Source organism: Lacibacter sp. MH-610 (assembly GCF_045780045.1).
In the GTDB taxonomy this organism is placed as follows: Bacteria; Bacteroidota; Bacteroidia; order Chitinophagales; family Chitinophagaceae; genus Lacibacter.
This window is the reverse complement of the sequence record NZ_CP116002.1, coordinates 312,694-331,930: the sequence shown is the minus strand read 5'-3', so window position 1 is coordinate 331,930 and position 19,237 is coordinate 312,694. Positions and strand designations below refer to the sequence as shown.

21 protein-coding genes are annotated in these 19,237 nt (G+C 41.2%); 15 read left to right on the top strand and 6 right to left on the bottom strand.

Features of this window, described 5'->3' with window-relative positions:
- Positions 1-258 precede the first annotated feature (258 nt).
- A complete protein-coding gene (locus PDL71_RS01490) occupies positions 259-1,827 on the top strand; it encodes a hypothetical protein (protein ID WP_407524434.1) in 1,569 nt (522 codons plus the stop codon).
- 241 nt (positions 1,828-2,068) lie between these two features.
- On the opposite strand, the gene PDL71_RS01485 is transcribed toward PDL71_RS01490, so the two are convergent.
- Positions 2,069-3,211 carry a methionine aminotransferase gene (locus tag PDL71_RS01485; RefSeq protein WP_407524432.1) on the bottom strand — a complete coding sequence of 381 codons (1,143 nt, stop codon included), beginning with the start codon at positions 3,209-3,211 and terminating at the stop codon, positions 2,069-2,071.
- A gap of 72 nt (positions 3,212-3,283) precedes the next feature.
- Here PDL71_RS01485 and trxA point away from each other — a divergent pair, with 72 nt between their 5' ends.
- Entirely contained in the window at positions 3,284-3,607 is a 324-nt protein-coding gene (gene trxA, locus PDL71_RS01480) for a thioredoxin (RefSeq protein ID WP_407524430.1), read from the top strand.
- Positions 3,608-3,617: 10 nt separating this feature from the next.
- Here the strand turns inward: trxA and PDL71_RS01475 are convergent, their stop codons facing one another.
- The 3 genes from PDL71_RS01475 to PDL71_RS01465 all read right to left on the bottom strand — a co-directional run bounded on the left by PDL71_RS01475 (position 3,618) and on the right by PDL71_RS01465 (position 5,879).
- The gene (locus PDL71_RS01475) at positions 3,618-3,947 is read right to left on the bottom strand and encodes an MmcQ/YjbR family DNA-binding protein (protein ID WP_407524428.1); all 330 of its coding nucleotides are present in this window, start codon (positions 3,945-3,947) and stop codon (positions 3,618-3,620) included.
- On the bottom strand, positions 3,937-4,491 hold the full coding sequence (locus PDL71_RS01470; protein ID WP_407524426.1) for a hypothetical protein: 555 nt from the start codon (positions 4,489-4,491) through the stop codon (positions 3,937-3,939). Before PDL71_RS01470 ends, PDL71_RS01475 begins: the two co-directional genes overlap by 11 nt.
- Before the next feature lie 131 nt (positions 4,492-4,622).
- Positions 4,623-5,879, bottom strand: coding sequence for a pyridoxal phosphate-dependent aminotransferase (locus PDL71_RS01465; protein ID WP_407524424.1), 1,257 nt, complete (start codon positions 5,877-5,879; stop codon positions 4,623-4,625).
- Between the two features lie 67 nt (positions 5,880-5,946).
- On the opposite strand from PDL71_RS01465, the gene PDL71_RS01460 reads away from it, so the two are divergent.
- From PDL71_RS01460 to PDL71_RS01435, 6 genes are all read left to right on the top strand, one after another.
- Entirely contained in the window at positions 5,947-6,498 is a 552-nt protein-coding gene (locus tag PDL71_RS01460) for a Crp/Fnr family transcriptional regulator (RefSeq protein WP_407524422.1), read from the top strand.
- A 59-nt stretch (positions 6,499-6,557) separates the two neighbouring features.
- A complete protein-coding gene (locus PDL71_RS01455; protein WP_407524421.1) occupies positions 6,558-7,211 on the top strand; it encodes a hypothetical protein in 654 nt (217 codons plus the stop codon).
- Positions 7,208-7,570: a hypothetical protein gene (locus PDL71_RS01450; RefSeq protein WP_407524419.1), complete on the top strand. Its 363-nt coding sequence runs from the start codon at positions 7,208-7,210 to the stop codon at positions 7,568-7,570. Before PDL71_RS01455 ends, PDL71_RS01450 begins: the two co-directional genes overlap by 4 nt.
- Before the next feature lie 77 nt (positions 7,571-7,647).
- Positions 7,648-8,004 carry a bleomycin resistance protein gene (locus PDL71_RS01445; RefSeq protein WP_407524417.1) on the top strand — a complete coding sequence of 119 codons (357 nt, stop codon included), beginning with the start codon at positions 7,648-7,650 and terminating at the stop codon, positions 8,002-8,004.
- A gap of 84 nt (positions 8,005-8,088) precedes the next feature.
- Positions 8,089-8,586 carry a GrpB family protein gene (locus tag PDL71_RS01440; RefSeq protein WP_407524415.1) on the top strand — a complete coding sequence of 166 codons (498 nt, stop codon included), beginning with the start codon at positions 8,089-8,091 and terminating at the stop codon, positions 8,584-8,586.
- 45 nt (positions 8,587-8,631) lie between these two features.
- Positions 8,632-9,357, top strand: coding sequence for an MBL fold metallo-hydrolase (locus tag PDL71_RS01435; RefSeq protein WP_407524413.1), 726 nt, complete (start codon positions 8,632-8,634; stop codon positions 9,355-9,357).
- A gap of 26 nt (positions 9,358-9,383) precedes the next feature.
- Here the strand turns inward: PDL71_RS01435 and PDL71_RS01430 are convergent, their stop codons facing one another.
- The gene (locus PDL71_RS01430; RefSeq protein ID WP_407524411.1) at positions 9,384-10,484 is read right to left on the bottom strand and encodes a trypsin-like peptidase domain-containing protein; all 1,101 of its coding nucleotides are present in this window, start codon (positions 10,482-10,484) and stop codon (positions 9,384-9,386) included.
- Between the two features lie 3 nt (positions 10,485-10,487).
- Entirely contained in the window at positions 10,488-11,813 is a 1,326-nt protein-coding gene (locus PDL71_RS01425) for a hypothetical protein (RefSeq protein ID WP_407524409.1), read from the bottom strand.
- Between the two features lie 219 nt (positions 11,814-12,032).
- Between PDL71_RS01425 and dnaN the strand changes: the two genes are divergently transcribed.
- The 7 genes from dnaN to PDL71_RS01390 all read left to right on the top strand — a co-directional run bounded on the left by dnaN (position 12,033) and on the right by PDL71_RS01390 (position 19,231).
- Positions 12,033-13,148 (top strand): DNA polymerase III subunit beta, encoded by a 1,116-nt coding sequence (dnaN, locus tag PDL71_RS01420; protein ID WP_407524407.1) that lies wholly within the window; start codon positions 12,033-12,035, stop codon positions 13,146-13,148.
- A gap of 117 nt (positions 13,149-13,265) precedes the next feature.
- Positions 13,266-13,685: a DUF2007 domain-containing protein gene (locus PDL71_RS01415; protein WP_407524405.1), complete on the top strand. Its 420-nt coding sequence runs from the start codon at positions 13,266-13,268 to the stop codon at positions 13,683-13,685.
- Between the two features lie 51 nt (positions 13,686-13,736).
- A complete protein-coding gene (locus PDL71_RS01410) occupies positions 13,737-14,579 on the top strand; it encodes a sterol desaturase family protein (RefSeq protein WP_407524403.1) in 843 nt (280 codons plus the stop codon).
- A 312-nt stretch (positions 14,580-14,891) separates the two neighbouring features.
- Complete coding sequence (locus PDL71_RS01405; RefSeq protein ID WP_407524401.1) at positions 14,892-15,608, top strand: GNAT family N-acetyltransferase; 717 nt, start codon at positions 14,892-14,894, stop codon at positions 15,606-15,608.
- Between the two features lie 124 nt (positions 15,609-15,732).
- Positions 15,733-17,034: an argininosuccinate synthase gene (gene argG / locus PDL71_RS01400; protein WP_407524399.1), complete on the top strand. Its 1,302-nt coding sequence runs from the start codon at positions 15,733-15,735 to the stop codon at positions 17,032-17,034.
- Positions 17,031-18,023, top strand: a complete 993-nt coding sequence (gene argC, locus PDL71_RS01395; protein ID WP_407524397.1) for an N-acetyl-gamma-glutamyl-phosphate reductase — start codon at positions 17,031-17,033, stop codon at positions 18,021-18,023. The genes argG and argC overlap by 4 nt, the downstream gene beginning before the upstream one ends.
- A gap of 65 nt (positions 18,024-18,088) precedes the next feature.
- Positions 18,089-19,231, top strand: coding sequence for an aspartate aminotransferase family protein (locus PDL71_RS01390; RefSeq protein WP_407524395.1), 1,143 nt, complete (start codon positions 18,089-18,091; stop codon positions 19,229-19,231).
- Positions 19,232-19,237 lie beyond the last annotated feature (6 nt).

Sequence of the window (19,237 nt, the reverse complement as noted above, 5' to 3'; positions counted from 1 at the left end):
GTAGAAACAGCCGACCGTAACGATTGCTTGCCATATAAAAAAATAGTTCTGTAAATTCGTGCTTTCGATTCGAGGCCGTAACTGATTTCTTGCCTTAACGATTGCCTGCCATATAAAAATCAATTTCCCGAATCCTGCGTAAAAGTAGAGCGGATGGAATTTTGCCAAAAACAAAAAACCAGGGGGTTTTATGACGGCAAAACTCCGCCCGTTTGCTGAAACCCTTACCGGTAAAGGATTTGAGACCAAAACAATTTTATGGCCAACCGATTTACAGACGCCCTTTTTCAATTGGTTCACTCGCTGGAAAAAGCCGAGAAGCGGCATTTTAAACTCTACATTAAACGCAGCAGCGGCAAGGAAGACCTGAAAGTGGTGCAGCTGTTTGATGCCCTGGATAAAATGCAGGAATACGACGAAGCGGTGCTGCTCAAAAAAATCAGCGATAACAGCAAAACCAAACTGGCCAACCTTAAAACCCACCTTTACAAAGAACTACTGGCAGCGTTACGTCTTTTAAAAACAACTGACAATGTGGATCTGCAGCTGAGTGAACACTTAGACAATGCCCGTATTCTGTACAACAAAGGATTGAAACAACAGGCGCTCCGCATTATTGAAAAAGCAAAGGAACAGGCAAGAGCCAATCAGAAGTTCAATACACTGGTGCAACTGATTTCGCTGGAAAAGAAAATAGAAACGCTCCACATTACCCGCAGCAGCACGGATAAAACCGAGCAGATGGCGCAGGAGGCATTGCAGATCAGTCAGCATATTGACCGTGTTACAAGGTTGAGCAATCTTGCGTTGCTGCTCTACCGCTGGTATGTGATCAATGGTCACTCAAGAGATGAAGAAGATGAAAAAGATATCAAAACCTTCTTCAAAGATTACCTTCCCAAAGATGTATCGCAGCTCAATGGTTTTTATGAAGAGTTGTACTATTACCAGAGTTATTGCTGGTATGCGTTCATTCGCCAGGATTTTTTAATGTACTACCGTTATGCACAAAAGTGGGTGAATCTCTATCGTGCCAATCCGTATCTCATACAGATTGAAACGGGGCATTACATCAAAGGCATGCAGGCCTTGTTGAATTCGCATTTTGATTTGCGCAACTTTAAAGCACATGAAGAAGTGCTGAAAGAATTTGAAACATATGAAGCTACACCGGAAGCACAGAAGAATGACAACTTCCGTATACATACTTCTATCTATATTAACACGGCACGCATCAACGGGCATTTAATGAGCGGTACGTTTAAAGAAGGATTAAAGATGGTGCCGGAGATAGAAGCCAAGCTGAGTGAATACAGTTTGTTTGTAGATAGTCACCGCATTCTTGTGTTCAACTATAAAATTGCATTGCTGTATTTCGGCAGCGGTAATTATGATAAAGCCATTGATTATGTACACCGCATCATGAACGGACCGGTGGAGCTGCGGATTGATCTGCAGTGTTATGCCCGTTTGATTCATTTGCTTAGTCATTATGAACTGGGTAATTATGAGATACTGGATTCATTGAGCAAAAGTGTACAGCGCTTCATGGAAAAGATGAAAAACTTTACCAAGGCAGAAGTGGCATTGCTGAAATTTCTGAAGAACAGTTTTGATGAAAGCCCGGACAAGATCAATAAAGCATTGAACAAATTGCTCGATGATATCAAACACCTTGAAAAAAGCCGTCACGAAACAAGGGCCTTTGCTTATTTAGATATCATCAGCTGGGCGGAGAGTAAAGTAAAAGGAAAGACGATGGAAGAAGTGGTGTATGAAAAGTATTTGAAGAGTAAGAGGCAGCCCCTCCATGAACCACGTTCGTAACCTTCGTTCCTCGGTTACCCCCAAGGGGGGGGCTTCGCTAAGCCCAAGCCTCATCCCGACCTTCTCCCAAAGAGAAGGCCACCATATCACAGCCCTAACTTATTTGAGCTAATTTTTAATAGTGAAGTTCTTTAAAAGCGTTGAGTAGAAATCAATAGTTGGTGTGGTAGTTAAGTTGATAGTATTTGTAATGCTGCACCGCTCCCTCATCCTTTGGAGAGGGAGAAGGAGGGTGAGGTTTCTACAACTTCATCAACCGTTCCACTGCCTGTTGCAATGTTCTGCTCTGCTTGCTGAAACAGAAGCGTACCACTTTATCATCTTTCCCGTTATGATAAAAGGCTGATACAGGAATGGTGGCTACACCCGCTTCTTTGGTTAAACGGATGGCTAAGTCTTTATCACTTTCATCGCTGATGCGGCCGTAACTGGCACATACAAAATAGCTGCCATGTGTAGTAAGTAAATCAAACTTGGTATTCTTCATCAGCTCAATAAAATAATCACGCTTCTGTTGCATAAATCGGGGTAATGATAAATAAGCGTCTTTATCTTTCAAATATTCGGCCAATGCCACCTGAGCCGGTGTAAAACAGGTAAACGCATTGAACTGGTGTACTTTTCGGTACTCTTTCATCAACGTAGCCGGTGCTATGCAATAACCTAACTTCCAGCCGGTGCAGTGATAGGTTTTACCAAAGGAGAAACACACAAAACTCCGTTCCAGCAGCTCAGGATATTTTAACATGCTTTCATGCTGCAGTTCATCAAAGATGAGATGTTCATACACTTCATCGCTGATGATAAAGATGTTGGTACCGGCTGTAATCTTTTTCAACTCTTCAATATCCTGTTTATCAATGACACTTCCTGTTGGGTTGTGTGGCGAGTTGATGAGGATGGCTTTTGTTTTGTGATTGATGGTTTGCTGCACGAGGTCCCAATCAATTTTATAATCAGGATAGGTTAATGGCAGCGGTACTGCTTTGGCGCCATTGATTTCAATGTTGGGAATATAACTGTCGTATGCAGGTTCAAAGATGATGACTTCGTCACCCGGTTGCAGAATGGTAGTGAGAGCGGTATAAATTGCATAAGTGCCGCCGGGTGTAATGGTGATTTCAGTATCAGGATTGATAGTATTGTTGTAGAGAAAAGAAACCTTTTCTGCAATGCTTTCTCTCAAAGCTACCAAGCCGGGCATGGGTGCATATTGATTGTTACCACGACGCATGGCCTCGTTCACTTTGGCAATGAGTTCTTCACTCATGGGGTAATCCGGAAAACCCTGCCCCAGGTTGATGGCTTTATGCTCGGTGGCCAGGGCGCTCATTACAGTAAAGATGGTAGTGCCTACGTTGGGCAGTTTGCTTTGGATATGCATGGAGGCAAGTTAAGAAAGTTCAGAATTGTGCATGACTTTTGTCACATTTAACCATGCTGCAAATATTGAACTTTGTACAAAAGTGAAACAGCTATGGCTTCCTCTTTTTCTCAACTGATCAACAGCAACAAACCTACCCTGGTTGATTTTTTTGCAGAATGGTGCGGCCCCTGTAAAATGATGAAACCTGTACTGGAAGAACTCAAATCACAGGTGGGCGATAGTGCTACTATTATCAAAATAGATGTAGATAAAAATCCTTCTGTAGCCATGCATTACGGCATACAGGGTGTACCAACATTAATACTTTTCAAAGAAGGAAAAATTCTGTGGCGTCAATCCGGGGTGGTGCCGGCAAATAAACTGCAGTACATCATTCAGCAACATTTAAACTAGGAAACAAATTTTATCGTTTCTTTTTTCCCTTCACCAGTTCATACGAATGATCAATCCATTCTTTAACAAGCGCTGAAGGAATACTGCCGTCTACAAAAATGGTGTTCCAGTGTTTTTTGTTCATATGATAACCCGGCTGAACGGCCTCATATTGTTCCCTTAACTCCAACGCCAGCTCAGGATCACATTTTACATTGAAACGAAGTGTATCTGCGTCTAACGGCAGCAATAAGAATGCTTTGTTGTTGACTTTATATACCAGCACATCCGGACCGAAGGGCAGCGTTTCTTCAGCGCCCACTTTGTTTAAACAATAATCACGAATGGTTTCAATGTTCATTTTGATCAGAGGCTTGCTTGTTTATTTTAGTATCAAATTGTTTTTTCATGAAATAAATAAGACTTATCAACAACCCAATTACTCCACCTGCATAACTGAAATTATGAATAGTCCCGGCTATAACAAAATTGCTTTTATTCTGTAGATTCTCGGGCAGCCACCAATCAACACCTGTTTGAATTAAATAAAATTTACTTACGAACAATCCAAGCCATGCAAAGCTAAAAGTTACAACAAACACGATACATAGTGATTGTATAATCACTTTTTTCATTAAGATGTGATCTTTTAAAAATAAACCGGCCCCACCAACCACTAAACCTGTTATTGCACCCATCCACCAGCTTGCAAGAAAACCGATAATACCAACAGTTACTCTGTTACCACCAAACATTTCAGGGTTCGCATTGAATTGTATGTATTTGAACCGGGTAAAATATTCAGGAGATATCGTATAGGTAATTTGATCATGAATTATTCCATAGACTCCTGCAATCAGGGCCGAAATCAAAAAAGTAGAGGAGAAAAGGAAAAACTTACGCATAGCAAAACGAAATTACTAAGATGCAAAAGCGATAAGTTTGAATAATGCGCCTGTTAAAATTAATTATAGGCTCACATGCACTAAATGAGAAGAGCTTAATTATAAAGCTAACTTCTTTTCTCTTTTACCTCTTAGCTCAACTTGCCCAAAGCCTCTTTCAGCTTGCCCAAAAATTCAGGAATCTCCTCCTCTCTGCAGGTACCAACACTCAAACGATACCAGGGAGAATTTTTTACAGCGCCAAATGCATAAAACGGAACAATGGCCAGCTTGGCTTCATCTAATAAATACTGTGTTACATCCGCCTGTGTTTCCAGCAAAGTACCATCTGCTTTTTTCTTACCCGCCACATCAATTTTAATCGTGAGATAAATAGCGCCCTGTGGCTCAATTACATCCACCGAAAATCCTTCGCTTTTTAATTGTTGGAAACCTTTTGCAATTTCAGTTAGACGGTAATGAATGGCTTTCTTGAAATCTATAAGATAAGAATCAATTGCTTCTTTCTGCAACAGGTATTTAGCTGTAGCCACCTGCTCAGCCATGGGCGCCCATGCACCTACATGTGAAAGAATCGCTTTTACTTTAGCGATAATCGTTTCGGGTCCTAAACTCCATCCTACACGAACACCCGTAGCTGCAAATACTTTACTGATGCCATCCACGAACACGGTTACTTCTTTCAGTTCAGGACGCAGTGTTACCGGGTTGTAATGTTCATTGTTGCCAAAGGTTAAGGTCCAGTACATCTGGTCAAACAGGAGGAACAGTTTCTTTTCATGCGGTGCACGGCTTTTGTTTTCTTCTATGATTAAGTCACAGATCTTTTCCAGCTCTTCTTTAGTGAGCATGGTTCCTGTTGGGTTTTGCGGCGTACACAAGCAAAGCAAGGAAGCACCTTTGATCAAAGGCTTTAAATCCTCTGCTCTCGGCATGAAATTATTTTCAGGTGTTGCTTCCACCACAATATGCTGGGCTTCGGTAAAGTGCACATAGTGATTGTTGTTCCAGCTGGGCACTGCATACACCACTTTATCACCCTTATCAACAATAGCACGAAAGATGGAGTAAATGAGCGGACGGCCACCACTGGCAATCTGAATTTCATTCACACCATACTCCAATCCTTCCCGCTCTTTAATAAACGCAGCTACACTTTTGCGTAATTCCAGGATCCCTTCAGCCGCTGGATAAGTGGTATACCGTTGCCGGTAAGCTTCAATGATTTCTTTTTCCAGTTGCTGCGGAATGGGAAATACAGCACTGTCAAAATCTCCGATAGTGAAATTATAAATACGCTCCCCGTTGCGGATGCGTTCTTTAATCTGGTTGCCCAGCTTTACAATTTCTGAACCCACTAATGTTTCGGAGAGATAGGAAAGTTTCATTCGATTGAATTTTGCGGTGCAAAAGTAGTTGTTATTTACGAGGTCGGGTTACATTTGATGTCATAATATGGTCAGGAATTTAGAAACAGTACTGCAGCAATATGCGCATTTTTTACCCGAGCATTTGGAGCTGCTCAAAACCAGGCTGCATGTAAAAGCGATGGTAAAAAATGAGTTACTTCTCCGGAGCGGCCAGGTGTGCAACACGCTTTATTTTATTAACAAGGGTGCTGTAAAACTGGTTGATGAACAGGAAAACACGATCAATCTCTTTGCTCAAAACGAATGGATGCTGGAGATAAAAAGCTTTACCTCTCAAAAACCAACAGCGTATTCATTAGTTGCGGTTGAAGAAGGAGAGTTGTTTTATTTTTCTGTAAAGGATTTACATGAACTCATACAAATATCACCCGCTTTTTTTCAGTTAGCGAAACTGATGGAAGCCGGGCATGAGAACCTTGCTTATCAAAACAACCGTCTTTCACCTGAAGAGAAATATGAAAAGCTGCTGAATGAAAAGCCTCAGTACATTCAAGTCTTTCCTGCAAAAACAATCGCTTCGTTTCTGAATATGACACCTGAAACGCTCAGCCGTGTGCGCCGCAAACTCATTTCTTGATTTCAATCAAGTATTGCAAACAAACTGAAGAATAGGTTTGCGGTATAAAATCCCCCACAATGTTTACTTCAAAAAATGCCGGCATTGCATTACTTACCGGCTCATTCCTGTTAACAGTTACAATGGTGCTGCACCCTGCAGGCGGCAGCTTTGAACATTTATTAAAAGCAACAACCATGATTGTCATCAGCCATGCTATTGCCATTATTGCTATGCCTGTTTGTTATGTTGGGTTTAAAGGATTGTATCAAAGTCTTGGCCATGAAAAGCTTTTATCAAAACTGGCCATGGCATTTTCCATGTTTGGTTTAACCGCAGGAATGCTGGCAGCAGCCATTAACGGGTTAACCCTGCCCATTTTTATCAACCGCTTTGCAGATGCTGATGCGGCAATGATTGAAACACTCAAGCCTATATTGAAGTATGGTATGTCGCTCAATCATGCATTTGATTACATTCTGATCGGTATGTTTTGCATTAGTGTATTGCTGTGGAGTATTGAAATGGTAAAAACAAAAAAAATATCAGTATGGTTGGGCTATTTTGGTATTGTACTTATAGTGGCTGCGGTGGTGATGTTGATTTCGGGATTTGTGTTTGTTAATTTGTATGGGTTTCGGGTTTTTGTTTTTGGATTGGTGGCGTGGATTGTATGGGGAGGTGTAACTTTAATAAAGCGCACTGAACCGGAAAACATAAAAAGTAAGCTATGACGTTCGAAAAATTAGTTCCCAATATTTTTTATGTGGATATAAGCGACGGATTAAAATTCCTCGTTGACTGTCTAAACTTTAGAATCACATACAGCGAGATAAATGCTGACAATCCTTTTTGTGTTTTAGAAAAAGACGGATTACGAATCAATCTTTTTCAAAATGCAGCGCTTGCAAAGGAGCATTACCCTGAGTTCAGGCTGGTGACAAAAAATATTCAGGAAGTTTATGAAAAGGTTTCGCAAACCCATCCTGAGTATCTGCACCCGAATCTGAAAGCAGTAACCTTAAGACCCTGGGGTGCGAGGGAGTTTGCAATAAAAGATGAACAGGTTGGCTTTATTATACAGGAGTGGTAAACGGGTTTTTCATTATACAGTTGTTGCTGTATTTTAAGGTTTGCTCTTTAAATGTTACACTTTAAAATTAGTTTTCTATGCTCACCGCCATTCACCCCAAACTCCCCATGCGTGATAAAATCGCAACCCGTCATTACTATATCAATCAGTTAGGGTTTACGGATATCGGGCGGATTGATTATGAAGCCTACTTAATGTTGGCAAAAGATGATATTGAAATTCATTTTTTCCTGTTCAAAGATTTGAACCCGTTGGAAAACTATGGGCAGGTATATATTCGTACCAATGATGTTGAAACCTTGTATGAAACCTTTTTAAAAAACGGTGTAGCTATTCATCCCAACGACCCATTGCAGGTAAGACCCTGGGGGCAAAAAGAATTTTCATTACTGGACCCGGATCATAATTTACTCACCTTCGGACAATCAGTATAAACGCAGGTTTCATCTATGTTCTTATTGCTTGAACCCTACAACCCGCAGTGGAAAACAAATTTTGAACAACTTCAACAAGCACTTTTGCAGTTGCTCATAGGTTTGCCGCTCACCATTGAGCATGTGGGCAGCACTTCTATACCCGGCATGTATGCAAAGCCCATCCTGGATATTGATATCATTCTGCATCAAAAGGAATTTCTTACTACTGTTTCAACCCGTTTGGAACAGGCAGGCTATAGGAGCAAAGGTGAACAGGGCATAGCGGAACGTTTTGCTTTTGCACAAACCAATGCGTTTACTCCGGCTACCGGTTTGAATAAAAGATGGCAGGAACATCATTTGTATGTATGTTTTTACGGAAGCCTGGCTTTGAAAAATCATCTCCTGTTCAAAAACACATTGTTGCAGCAACCTGAATTGGCAACTCGATATGTACAATTAAAAAAGGAGTTGGCAAATGAACCGGGTATGACGAGAAACATTTACAACCAACGGAAAACAGAATACATTCTTTCAGTATTAGCGTTGAATGGGTTTACAAAAGAAGAATTACTGGATATTAAAAAAGCCAACGAATAGAAAACGGCAAACATCTATCAATACTTTTGCAGGGAAGCATCTGTTATGAACATTCATCTACTTCGTATTGAAAAAGAACTCAACGGAATGCAGGTGATTTTGCATCCTGTCCTGTTAACTATCAATGGCAGACATTATCTTATTGATTGCGGGTATGAAGAAACTTACGATGAACTGGTACAGCAACTGCAACAGTTGGGGCTTGCTGTAAGCGATTTGTATGCATTACTCATTTCTCATGACGATATTGATCACCTCGGCGCAGTTGCATTACTCAAAGCACAACACCCCCGCTTGTTGGTGTATTGCAGCGATGTGGAAGAAGCATCTGTTTCCGGTGCCATCAAATCAGAGCGACTGGAGCAGGCAGAACGTTCTTTAGCGGTTTTGCCTCCGGAACATTTGCCATGGGCCCGGCAGTTTATACAAAAGCTGCAGCAGATCAAACGCATACAACCTGACGGAACGTTTACAGATGGCGAATGGATAGAAGGTGAACTCCAGGTGATTGCAACGCCGGGTCATACCAAAGGTCATGTGTCGTTTTATATTCCTGCTCAGCAAACAGTCATTGCCTGCGATGCCGTAGTGGTTGAAAACGATGCGTTGAATATTGCCAACCCACAGTTTACGTTAGACCTGCCAAAGGCGGTGCAATCAGTAGCATTCATAAAATCGCTCAAACCTGAAACGTTGATTTGTTATCATGGGGGACTTTTAGCAGAAGACTTAGAGAAGAAGTTGGAAGTATTAGTTGAACAATACAAATGAGTTCATGGTCAAAAGGATTCGTTATTCTACTCCTCCACCCGCTCCAAACAATGATACTCATGCTTCAACAGATCATCATAGGCATCTGCTTTCTGAAATAAATGTTTGAAGCTGTTCACTCCGGCATCGGGTGTAAGATCTAAATCATAAACAATCATACTTAAGATGATGTTCTCTTTTACACAGCTCAGCACCAATCCGTTACTGTTGTAGTTTTCCCGCAGCAGAAATTCATATAAGGATTTGATATAGTTTGCTTCTTTGGGCAGACGGCACAGATATGCATCGGCAGCAACAAAATAATTCTCCGGGTTGTAACGGATCACAATCTTGGCACTTCCTTCTTTCACACTCCAGATGTTTACACCTTCACGGGCCAGCCGTACATCCTTGCCTAACTGTTTTAAAATCGTTTCAATGGTTTTAGCAGCGCCTACGGGTTCATATTCTTCCTTGGGTAATTCAGGTAACTGTATTTCGCTGCCGCAAGAAGGACAATACTTGCCGCTGTCTAAGTTTTCCGGTAATACCAGGAATTCACAACTGGCACAGCGTGCACCGGGCACACCTTTATGTGGTTTGTAAATATCCAGGGCGGTACGCAGGTAGCTTTCAGGTAAGGCGAAGCCTAAATTATCACCACCACGAATGATGAAGGTGTTGACACCCACTACTTCACCGTTCATGTTTACCAATGGCCCGCCGCTGTTACCGGGGTTGATGGCCGCATCTATCTGAATGAATTTCAAACCATCTCTTACACGATCTACTTTTGAAACCACACCTTGCGTAGCCGTATAATTCAAACCAAACGGATGACCGATGGCAATCACGGCATCGCCATCTTTCAACTGATCATAAGTGCCGAGTTTGATATCAGCTGTTTCATGAGAAGCTGGTGGTTGCAAAAAAGCAAGATCATGTTTCCGGTCTGTGTACCACACACGACTTAAGGTTTTATCAAACTGCTTGCCGGCAATCGTTACTTCTGCATAGCCATCTACCACATGGTTGTTGGTAACGATGAGATCATAATCTCTTAAATAAAAACCGGTACCCGTACCGCCTTGTGTGGCAATCTGTATAATGGCGGTTTGATATTGATCAATAATGTCTTTGTTCGTCATAGCTTATCGTGCTTCCGTATTTACAAATTCTACTTCTGATGTAAAGCTGTGTGTAAAACTCAGCAGACTATCATATTTCAGATTTTCCGTTTTAAATGCCAGCTGCGGGTATTTGTTATTCCAATCACTGATGATGCGGCGGATCTGTTCTTCAATCAATTCTTTTTCAAAACTGTTGCTGCTGCTGTTGTACAATATTCCACTAAAGCCGAGTTCTTTAAAAAAATCACTGTAACAAACCTGCATCAGAATATGATACAACTCTGTAACCGGTTTTGGCAAACTGAAATTATACTGGCAATACGCAAGCCCGTATTCACTTACCTGTTGGGCAATTACAGGGTATTGATTATCCCGGTACCAGAACATATTCTGATTGGCGCCATAAATCGTATCAGCAATTGTTTTTTGCGTTTGCGGCATGGTAATAGCAAAAGTGTGTTTGCTGCGGAAGAGGAAAGGAAACACTTCTTCTCTTGTTTTAGCCGCTATTTGTTTAAAAGCCGCCATCATGGCCTTGTTTTTTTCAGGCACAGGTTTTTCATCTTTTGCAAAGTATTTGGCAACAAGATCTTCGAGGTCATACAACAATCTGCCTTCCGGCACAATCAGGTAATCAATACGGTAAGCAAGATTGAGCAGCAGGTGTGCAATACCACCATTGAATTTTTCTGCATCCAACGGTTCAATCAATGTCATTGTTTCATGAATCCACTGCTGCAGGTATTTGTATTTGATTTCTTTTTCAGAATCAGGAATCGTTTCAATATGTGCGGTATCGACGGGCTGTAAACTTGTAAAATCCTGCACCAGCAAATCATCCTGTTTATCGGCCCTGGTAGCCAGTTCTTTAAATGAGTAGTACAGTTTGTTGGGGTTGGCACTTTCAATATCGGAATCAAACCGCATACAAAGTGTATCGTTATGCAGTGCATAGCGGCTGTAGTACAAATTAAAATTCTGTTCCAGTAAACGACGCATTACCGGCACGGCAGCCTGCGGCATACGGGCCAGCGTAACTTCTGCATGTAAAGAAGCCGCATCACAACGACCCCGTACCACTTTGCTACCCTGGTAAAATTCAAATTCCAATGCATCGCCTTTACGCACAGCAGTTACATTTTGCAGGGCATCATCCCGCAGGTAGTTGAAAAAGGTGAGAATGCTTTCCTGGTATTTCTTTTCTTTAAAGAGGTTATCTGCATCAGTCCAGTACCGGGTTTTTTCCACCGTTTTATTGTTATCGCTGTAGCGGCCAAAGCGGATGGAAGGTGTTACTGCCTCCGGCGCTGCTTTCTTTTTTCCCCAGCCAAAAAGCTTATTGAGCATAGCTGCAAATTGTGAGCGACTAATGTACGGCATTTTCATTGCTGCAGTGTGCAGGAAGTTGATAATTTAACCCTTATCTTGCACGGGTTAGAAGTCATTTTTAATTATCTTCCAACACAAATCAATACAGAACCATGAAATGCCCGTAAGCAATTATTTAAAACTGAAAATATTTACGGGCATACGATGTGACCATAATATAAAATAAAAAATAAACACATGAAGTTTATTGTTTCCTCCTCAGCTTTATTGAAACAACTGCAGCAGATCAACGGTGTTATCAATGCCAACACAGTGCTTCCCATCCTGGAAGATTTTTTGTTTGAAATCAATAAGAACAAACTTACCGTAGTAGCAACTGACCTGGAAACGGTAATGAAGATCCATATGGATATTGAAGCGAAAGATAGCGGCCGTGTTTGTATTCCTGCACGCATCCTGATGGATACCTTAAAAAATCTTCCTGATCAGCCGCTTACTTTTAATATTGATAAAAACTTTGGTATTGAAATTACCAGCGACAGCGGTAAGTATAAAGTAATGGGTGAAAATCCTGATAACTTCCCCAAAGAACCGGTGGCAGATGATGCAACCAGTTTCACTACTACTTCAAGTGTATTGGTACATGCCATCAACAAAACATTATTTGCGGTGAGCAATGATGATCTGCGTCCTGCAATGACGGGTGTTTATTTTGAACTGGATAAAAAGGGGTTGACGTTTGTAGCTACCGATGCACATCGTTTGGTACGATATAAGCGTACTGATGTGAGTTGCCCTAAAGCAGAAAATTTCATCGTTCCCAAAAAACCATTGAACTTATTAAAAACAGCGCTGCCTGATAATGCGGATGAGATTACACTCTCTTACAACAGCAATCATTTATTTGTGGTGCATGGTACTACAGAACTGGTGTGTCGTTTGATTGATGCACGCTTCCCTGATTATAAAGTGGTAATACCGGCTGATAATCCTTACAGCATGGTAGTGGGCCGTAATGATTTCCAGGGAGCACTCCGCCGTGTGAGTGTGTTCAGTAACAAGAGCACCAACCAGGTGGTACTGAGCATCAGCGGAAGCCAGTTGCAAATGGCCGCTCAGGATGTAGACTTCAGCTTTGAAGGAAACGAGCGTATGAAGTGTTCTTATGATGGTGAGGATATGCAGATTGCCTTTAACGCTAAGTTCCTGGTAGAAATGCTGAGCGCTGTGGAAACAGACGAAGTAAAAATGGAATTGAGTACGCCTACCAAAGCCGGCTTAATTAAACCGACTGAGCAGAATGAAGGTGAGGATGTGCTCATGCTGGTAATGCCGTTGATGCTGAATCAATAAAAAGGTACCAATACTAACTGAGATATATGATCCCGCCTGTATTGGCGGGATTTTTTTTGGTTCCATACAGAACAGAAATTCAAATACGATTCAATGAAATTTTAATAAATTCATTCTATGAGTTATCAAATCCTCACCACATTCACTAATTACATGGATGCCCATCTCTGCCAGATGCATCTGGAAGAAGAAGGCATCAACTGCTGGCTCAAGGATGAAAACACGGTAACTATTGACCCGATTCTTACCAACGCTATCGGCGGCATCAAATTGATGGTGCATGAATCACAGGTAGAACGGGCTGCGGATCTGTTGCGCATCATGAAAAACAAAGAACAAAAAGCTACTCCCTGCCCTAATTGTAACTCTTTGAATGTGGAATACATCGTCACCAATCGCAAAGCAGGCAATTGGCTGAGCGCTTTGACTACGTTTGTCTTAGGTGATTTTGCAATGGCGCCGCACAGAGTCTATCACTGTTTTGATTGCGGGTTTGAGTTTGATGCCCCTGCAGAAAAAGAAGATTCAACAGCCTAATTACTATCATCGTCCTTCTCCGTAACTTTCCTCCTCTAAAATGATTGCTTTATGCTGGAACGTTTTGTTGAATTCTGGAACAATGTTACGCCTGCACAACGGCTCGTTACCGTTTTAATACCGCTTGTTTTTTTCTGGTTGATTGAATACATCATTCCTTTGTTTGCTTTTGATAAGGGGTATAAAAAACTAAGACATACAGGTGTGAACCTGGTGTTTTTGCTTACATCGTTTGTTGTAAACCTGCTGTTAGGCATTGTTACCGTTGCTGCAGCAGCGTGGACAGCCGACAATCATTTTGGGTTAATGAACTGGGTGGCTTTTCCGCTCTGGGCAAAAGTATTGTTCACCCTCTTCATTATGGATCTGTTTGCTCAATACATTCCGCATTACCTCATGCATAAAGTAAAACCGCTATGGCGTTTTCATGTAGTGCATCACAGCGATACACATGTGGATGTGAGTACCGGCACCCGCCATCATCCCGGCGAGTGGATCATTCGTGAAAGTTTTACCATTCTGGGTGTGGTGTTGATGGGTGTTCCCACCGGTTTGTACTTTATGCACCGCAGCTTCCAGGCCTTGTTCACTTATTTTAATCATGCCAATATTCAATTGCCCAAATGGCTGGACAGAACAATTGGTTTGGTTTTCGTTTCGCCGGATATGCACAAGTTTCATCATCATTACAAACGTCCCTGGACGGATATGAACTTTGCCAACAGCTTTTCTATTTGGGACCGTGTGTTCGGAACATTAGTATATGATGATACAAAGAAGATCCGCTACGGCATTGATACACTGGATGATTCGCTGGACGAAAACATCGGCTTTCAAATGAAAGTGCCGTTTGATTTGAGTGTACAGGTAACGCAGCCGGAGGAGGAACAATAAACTTTCATATCTACAAAAGCGCACTTACATCCTATCCTAACACCCGTTCATTAAACATTCACAAAAAAATTACATCAATAATTAAATAGTTGTTTAATTTTACGCCTCATTCAAAACAAAAGAGTTGACAAACACAAACACATATGGCAACTGTAACAGCAATAATGCTGTGATTTTTGTTTTCTCTCCCCGACCCCGACGTGGTTTCTGACAGGACGAGCCCTTCACCATGGCCCCTGTCAGTGAATCTTTCCCCCGGACTTTAATTTTTCTGGATTGGTTATCCGCTTTTCAATAAGCATTTGAACAATCATGAACAACGAGGAAATTATTATACGTGTAGCCCATAGTGGCGACATTCATTATTCCGAAACCATCACCACCGAAATGGAAGAAAGTGCCAAAGCACGTGGCACAGGCATTGCCAAACGCAGTCCGCAATACATTGCCGAAAAAATGAATGAAGGCAAAGCGGTAATTGCGCATTTGAACGACGGTACGTGGATTGGCTTTTGTTATATTGAAACATGGAGTCACGGTGCTTTTGTGGCCAACAGCGGATTAATTGTTTCTCCCGCTTACCGTAAAAGCGGCGTTGCAAAAAAAATCAAAGAAAAAATATTTCAGCTCAGCCGTCAGTTGTTTCCTGAAGCAAAGATTTTTGGTTTAACAACCGGTCTTGCAGTAATGAAAATCAATTCTGATTTGGGATATGAACCCGTCACCTACAGTGAGCTCACGCAGGATGAAGAGTTTTGGGCGGGCTGCAAAAGTTGTGTGAACTATGATATCCTCATGAGCAAGGAGCGTAAGAATTGTATGTGCACGGCCATGCTCTACGATCCTGCCGACCATTATGAGCCCGAAGAAACCAAACAGTTTTTTGAGGAAAATAAAAGCGGACTGGAGCGGCTCTTGCGTTTTAAAGAATGGAAGTTTATTAAAGCGCTCCGACGAAAAGACAAGGAAGAAAATGGTGGTAGTGAAAATAAAACAAAGAAGCTGTTGCATCATTTTTTTCATTTCTGATTTTGTGTAACGGGCGGCGTTACTGCTATTTATCTTCTGTTGCGTCGCATTGAAAATCCCGTCTTTAGCGGGGCTCTTTTACGTTCTTAATCCTATTCTGCATTATTTAAACAGCATAATTAAAATGAACAGTTTCAACCTTACAAATAGTAATCATTCTCCCAACAGCGGAGGCTCAAACACCTCCTTTGGAGAGCCTGTCCCGCAACAGCGGGAGGCTGGGGGAGGTCGCATTGTACTTGGTTTCAGTGGTGGTTTAGATACTACTTATTGTGCTAAATATCTCAGTGATGATAAGGGCTATGAAGTGCACAGCATCATCGTAAACACAGGCGGCTTTGATGAAGCTGAACTCAAACGTATTGAAGCACATGCTTACAAGCTGGGTGTAAAAACACATACCACGGTTGATGCAGTAAAAGACTATTACGACCGTATTATTAAATACTTAGTGTTTGGCAACTGCTTAAAGAATAATACCTATCCGCTGAGTGTGAGTGCTGAGCGATTGATACAGGCATTGCATATTGCTGAACACGCTAAGAAATTAAATGCAGATGCAGTAGCACATGGCAGCACAGGAGCGGGCAACGACCAGGTGCGCTTTGATATGATTTTTAATATCATGCTGCCTGGTGTAAAAATCATCACGCCCATTCGTGATATGAAGCTGAGCCGTGAAGAAGAAATTGCTTACTTAAAAGGCAAAGGAGTTGAAATGAACTTTGATAAAGCAGTGTACAGCATTAACAAAGGGTTGTGGGGCACCAGTGTGGGCGGTAAAGAAACACTCAACAGTAAAGGCTTGTTGCCGGAGGAAGCATGGCCTACACAGCTAAATGAAAAATTGAAAGTTGAAAATGTAAAATTGGGTTTTGTTAAAGGCGAGTTAGTTTCAATCAACGATAAAAACTTTTCACATCCCAGCGAAGCAATTCAATATTTGCAAGACATAGCCGGTCCCTTTGCAATTGGAAGAGATATTCACGTGGGTGACACCATCATTGGCATTAAAGGACGAGTAGGTTTTGAAGCTGCAGCGCCTATGATTATTTTAAAAGCACATCATGCTTTGGAAAAACATGTGCTTACCAAATGGCAACTGCAATGGAAAGATACATTGGCACAATTCTATGGTAACTGGTTGCATGAGGGACAAATACTTGACCCTGTGATGCGTGATATAGAAGCCTTTTTTGAAAATGCTCAGCAAAATGTTACAGGTATTGTGTTTGTACAACTACTTCCTTATCGCTTTATGATTGAAGGCATCGAAAGTGAATATGATTTAATGAGCAGCAAGTTTGGCAAGTATGGTGAAATGAATAGCGGTTATACGGGTGAAGATGTGAGAGGGTTCAGTACCATCTTTGGTAATCAAACAAGAATCTGGAATTCCGTTCAGGAAGAAAACAATAAGCAATGAGTACAAAAAAAATACAGGTGGGCATCATTGGTGGTGCCGGGTATACCGGTGGTGAGTTAACTCGTTTGCTCATTCATCATCCCCATGTTGAAATCAAATTCATTCACAGCAGAAGCAATGCGGGGAACTTGGTTTCAACTGTTCACCAGGATTTAATGGGAGAAAAATTGATGTTTTCTGCTGATTTTTCAAATGAGATTGATGTGTTGTTTTTATGTTTGGGTCACGGTGAATCCAAAAAATTTTTAGTGGAAAACAAGATTGATGCGAACATAAAAGTGATTGATCTGGCCAATGATTTTCGTTTGCAACAAAACGCTTCATTTGAAAACAGAAAGTTTATATACGGTTTGCCTGAGTTGAACAGAGAGAAAATTCAATCAGCACAAAATATTGCCAACCCGGGTTGTTTTGCCACAACGATTCAATTAGGATTATTACCGCTGGCAAAAGCAGGATTGCTCAAAGAAGTTTATACAACAGGTATAACAGGAAGCACAGGTGCCGGGCAAAGTTTAGCTGCTACATCACACTTCAGCTGGCGGGCAAATAATATTCAGGCATATAAAACATTAACGCATCAGCATGTTCCTGAAATTATGGAAAGCCTCAATCAAATAAAACCATTCAACCATTCAACTATTGAACCATTGAACTTCGTACCGTGGAGAGGCGATTTTACAAGAGGAATTTTTATCAGCTCTCAATTGCAATGCGATAAAAGTTTAGAAGAGTTGAATGAACTGTATGAATCATTTTATCATGACCATCCGTTTACACACATCAGCAATGAATCTATTTTTTTAAAGCAGGTAGTAAACACGAATAAATGTGTGATTCAATTAGAGAAAGTGGGCATGCAACTAGTTGTTCATTCAGCAATTGATAATTTACTAAAAGGCGCAAGCGGTCAGGCAGTGCAGAATATGAACCTTCTGTTTGGCATTGAAGAAACGGCGGGGCTTCATTTGAAAGCCAATTATTTCTAATCACAAAGACACGAAGAAACAAAGCAGCCTTTGTGCCTTTGCGTCTTCGTGGTAAAATAAAAGACATGAATTTATTCGACGTATATCCAATCAATAACATCACCATAACCAAAGCCAAAGGCTCATATGTATGGGATGATAAGGGTGAACAATATTTAGATATGTATGGCGGTCATGCAGTCATCAGCATCGGTCACACACACCCGCATTGGGTAAAAAGGATAGAAGAGCAGTTGAACCAGATTGCATTTTATTCAAACTCTATTAAAATTCCCATTCAACAACAACTGGCAGAAAAGTTGGGTAAACTAAGCGGCAAAGATGACTATCAACTCTTTCTGTGCAACAGTGGAGCAGAAGCAAATGAAAATGCATTAAAACTGGCCAGCTTTCATAATGGAAGAAAAAAAATCATTGCCTTCAGTAAAGCATTTCATGGAAGAACTTCATTGGCGGTTAGTGCAACAGATAATAAAAACTACATCGCACCTGTGAATGAAACAGAGAATGTGATTTTTCTTCCGTTCAATGATGAAGAAGCTTTGCAAGAAACATTTCAAAAACATGGAGATGAAATTTCATCTGTAATTATTGAAGGCATACAGGGTGTGGGAGGTATTAATGTAGCAGAGAATTCATTTCTCAAACTCATCCGCAGTCTGTGTGATGAACATGGTGCTGTGTACATTGCTGATAGCGTACAATGTGGCTATGGAAGAAGCGCCAAATTTTTCAGTCATGATTATGCAGGCGTGAATGCAGACATCTACACCATGGCCAAAGGAATGGGTAATGGTTTTCCCATCGGCGGCATCATCATTGCACCGCATATCAAACCTAAACATTTTCAACTGGGCACTACATTTGGCGGTAATCATTTGGCTTGTGCAGCAGCATTGGCCGTTCTGGAAGTAATGGAAGAAGAAAAATTGATGGGTAATGCAGTGATGATGGGAAAGTATTTAAAAGAACAATTGGAGCAAATTGATAGTGTTAAAAATGTAAGAGGAAGAGGATTAATGATTGGCTTTGATGTTCCCGAAAAATTGAAAGATTTAAAAAAGAACCTGCTTACCAACCAAAAAATATTCACCGGCGAAGCAAAACCGAACGTAATACGTTTGTTGCCAAGCCTTGCATTAAAGAAGAAAGATGCAGAAATGTTTATTGATTGTTTGAAAGAAGAAATTGAAAATATAACCGTATAATTATCT

Bases quoted from the DNA above. Each gene is read 5' to 3' on its own strand.
- PDL71_RS01450 (WP_407524419.1), top strand. From the start codon at position 7,208: ATGACGTTCGAAAAATTAGTTCCCAATATTTTTTATGTGGATATAAGC.
- dnaN (WP_407524407.1), top strand. From the start codon at position 12,033: ATGAAGTTTATTGTTTCCTCCTCAGCTTTATTGAAACAACTGCAGCAG.
- PDL71_RS01410 (WP_407524403.1), top strand. From the start codon at position 13,737: ATGCTGGAACGTTTTGTTGAATTCTGGAACAATGTTACGCCTGCACAA.
- PDL71_RS01465 (WP_407524424.1), bottom strand. From the start codon at position 5,879: ATGAAACTTTCCTATCTCTCCGAAACATTAGTGGGTTCAGAAATTGTA.
- argG (WP_407524399.1), top strand. From the start codon at position 15,733: ATGAACAGTTTCAACCTTACAAATAGTAATCATTCTCCCAACAGCGGA.
- PDL71_RS01435 (WP_407524413.1), top strand. From the start codon at position 8,632: ATGAACATTCATCTACTTCGTATTGAAAAAGAACTCAACGGAATGCAG.
- PDL71_RS01405 (WP_407524401.1), top strand. From the start codon at position 14,892: ATGAACAACGAGGAAATTATTATACGTGTAGCCCATAGTGGCGACATT.
- PDL71_RS01455 (WP_407524421.1), top strand. From the start codon at position 6,558: ATGTTTACTTCAAAAAATGCCGGCATTGCATTACTTACCGGCTCATTC.
- PDL71_RS01390 (WP_407524395.1), top strand. From the start codon at position 18,089: ATGAATTTATTCGACGTATATCCAATCAATAACATCACCATAACCAAA.
- PDL71_RS01485 (WP_407524432.1), bottom strand. From the start codon at position 3,211: ATGCATATCCAAAGCAAACTGCCCAACGTAGGCACTACCATCTTTACT.
- PDL71_RS01415 (WP_407524405.1), top strand. From the start codon at position 13,266: ATGAGTTATCAAATCCTCACCACATTCACTAATTACATGGATGCCCAT.
- PDL71_RS01470 (WP_407524426.1), bottom strand. From the start codon at position 4,491: ATGCGTAAGTTTTTCCTTTTCTCCTCTACTTTTTTGATTTCGGCCCTG.
- PDL71_RS01425 (WP_407524409.1), bottom strand. From the start codon at position 11,813: ATGCTCAATAAGCTTTTTGGCTGGGGAAAAAAGAAAGCAGCGCCGGAG.
- PDL71_RS01430 (WP_407524411.1), bottom strand. From the start codon at position 10,484: ATGACGAACAAAGACATTATTGATCAATATCAAACCGCCATTATACAG.
- PDL71_RS01460 (WP_407524422.1), top strand. From the start codon at position 5,947: ATGGTCAGGAATTTAGAAACAGTACTGCAGCAATATGCGCATTTTTTA.
- PDL71_RS01475 (WP_407524428.1), bottom strand. From the start codon at position 3,947: ATGAACATTGAAACCATTCGTGATTATTGTTTAAACAAAGTGGGCGCT.
- argC (WP_407524397.1), top strand. From the start codon at position 17,031: ATGAGTACAAAAAAAATACAGGTGGGCATCATTGGTGGTGCCGGGTAT.
- PDL71_RS01445 (WP_407524417.1), top strand. From the start codon at position 7,648: ATGCTCACCGCCATTCACCCCAAACTCCCCATGCGTGATAAAATCGCA.
- PDL71_RS01490 (WP_407524434.1), top strand. From the start codon at position 259: ATGGCCAACCGATTTACAGACGCCCTTTTTCAATTGGTTCACTCGCTG.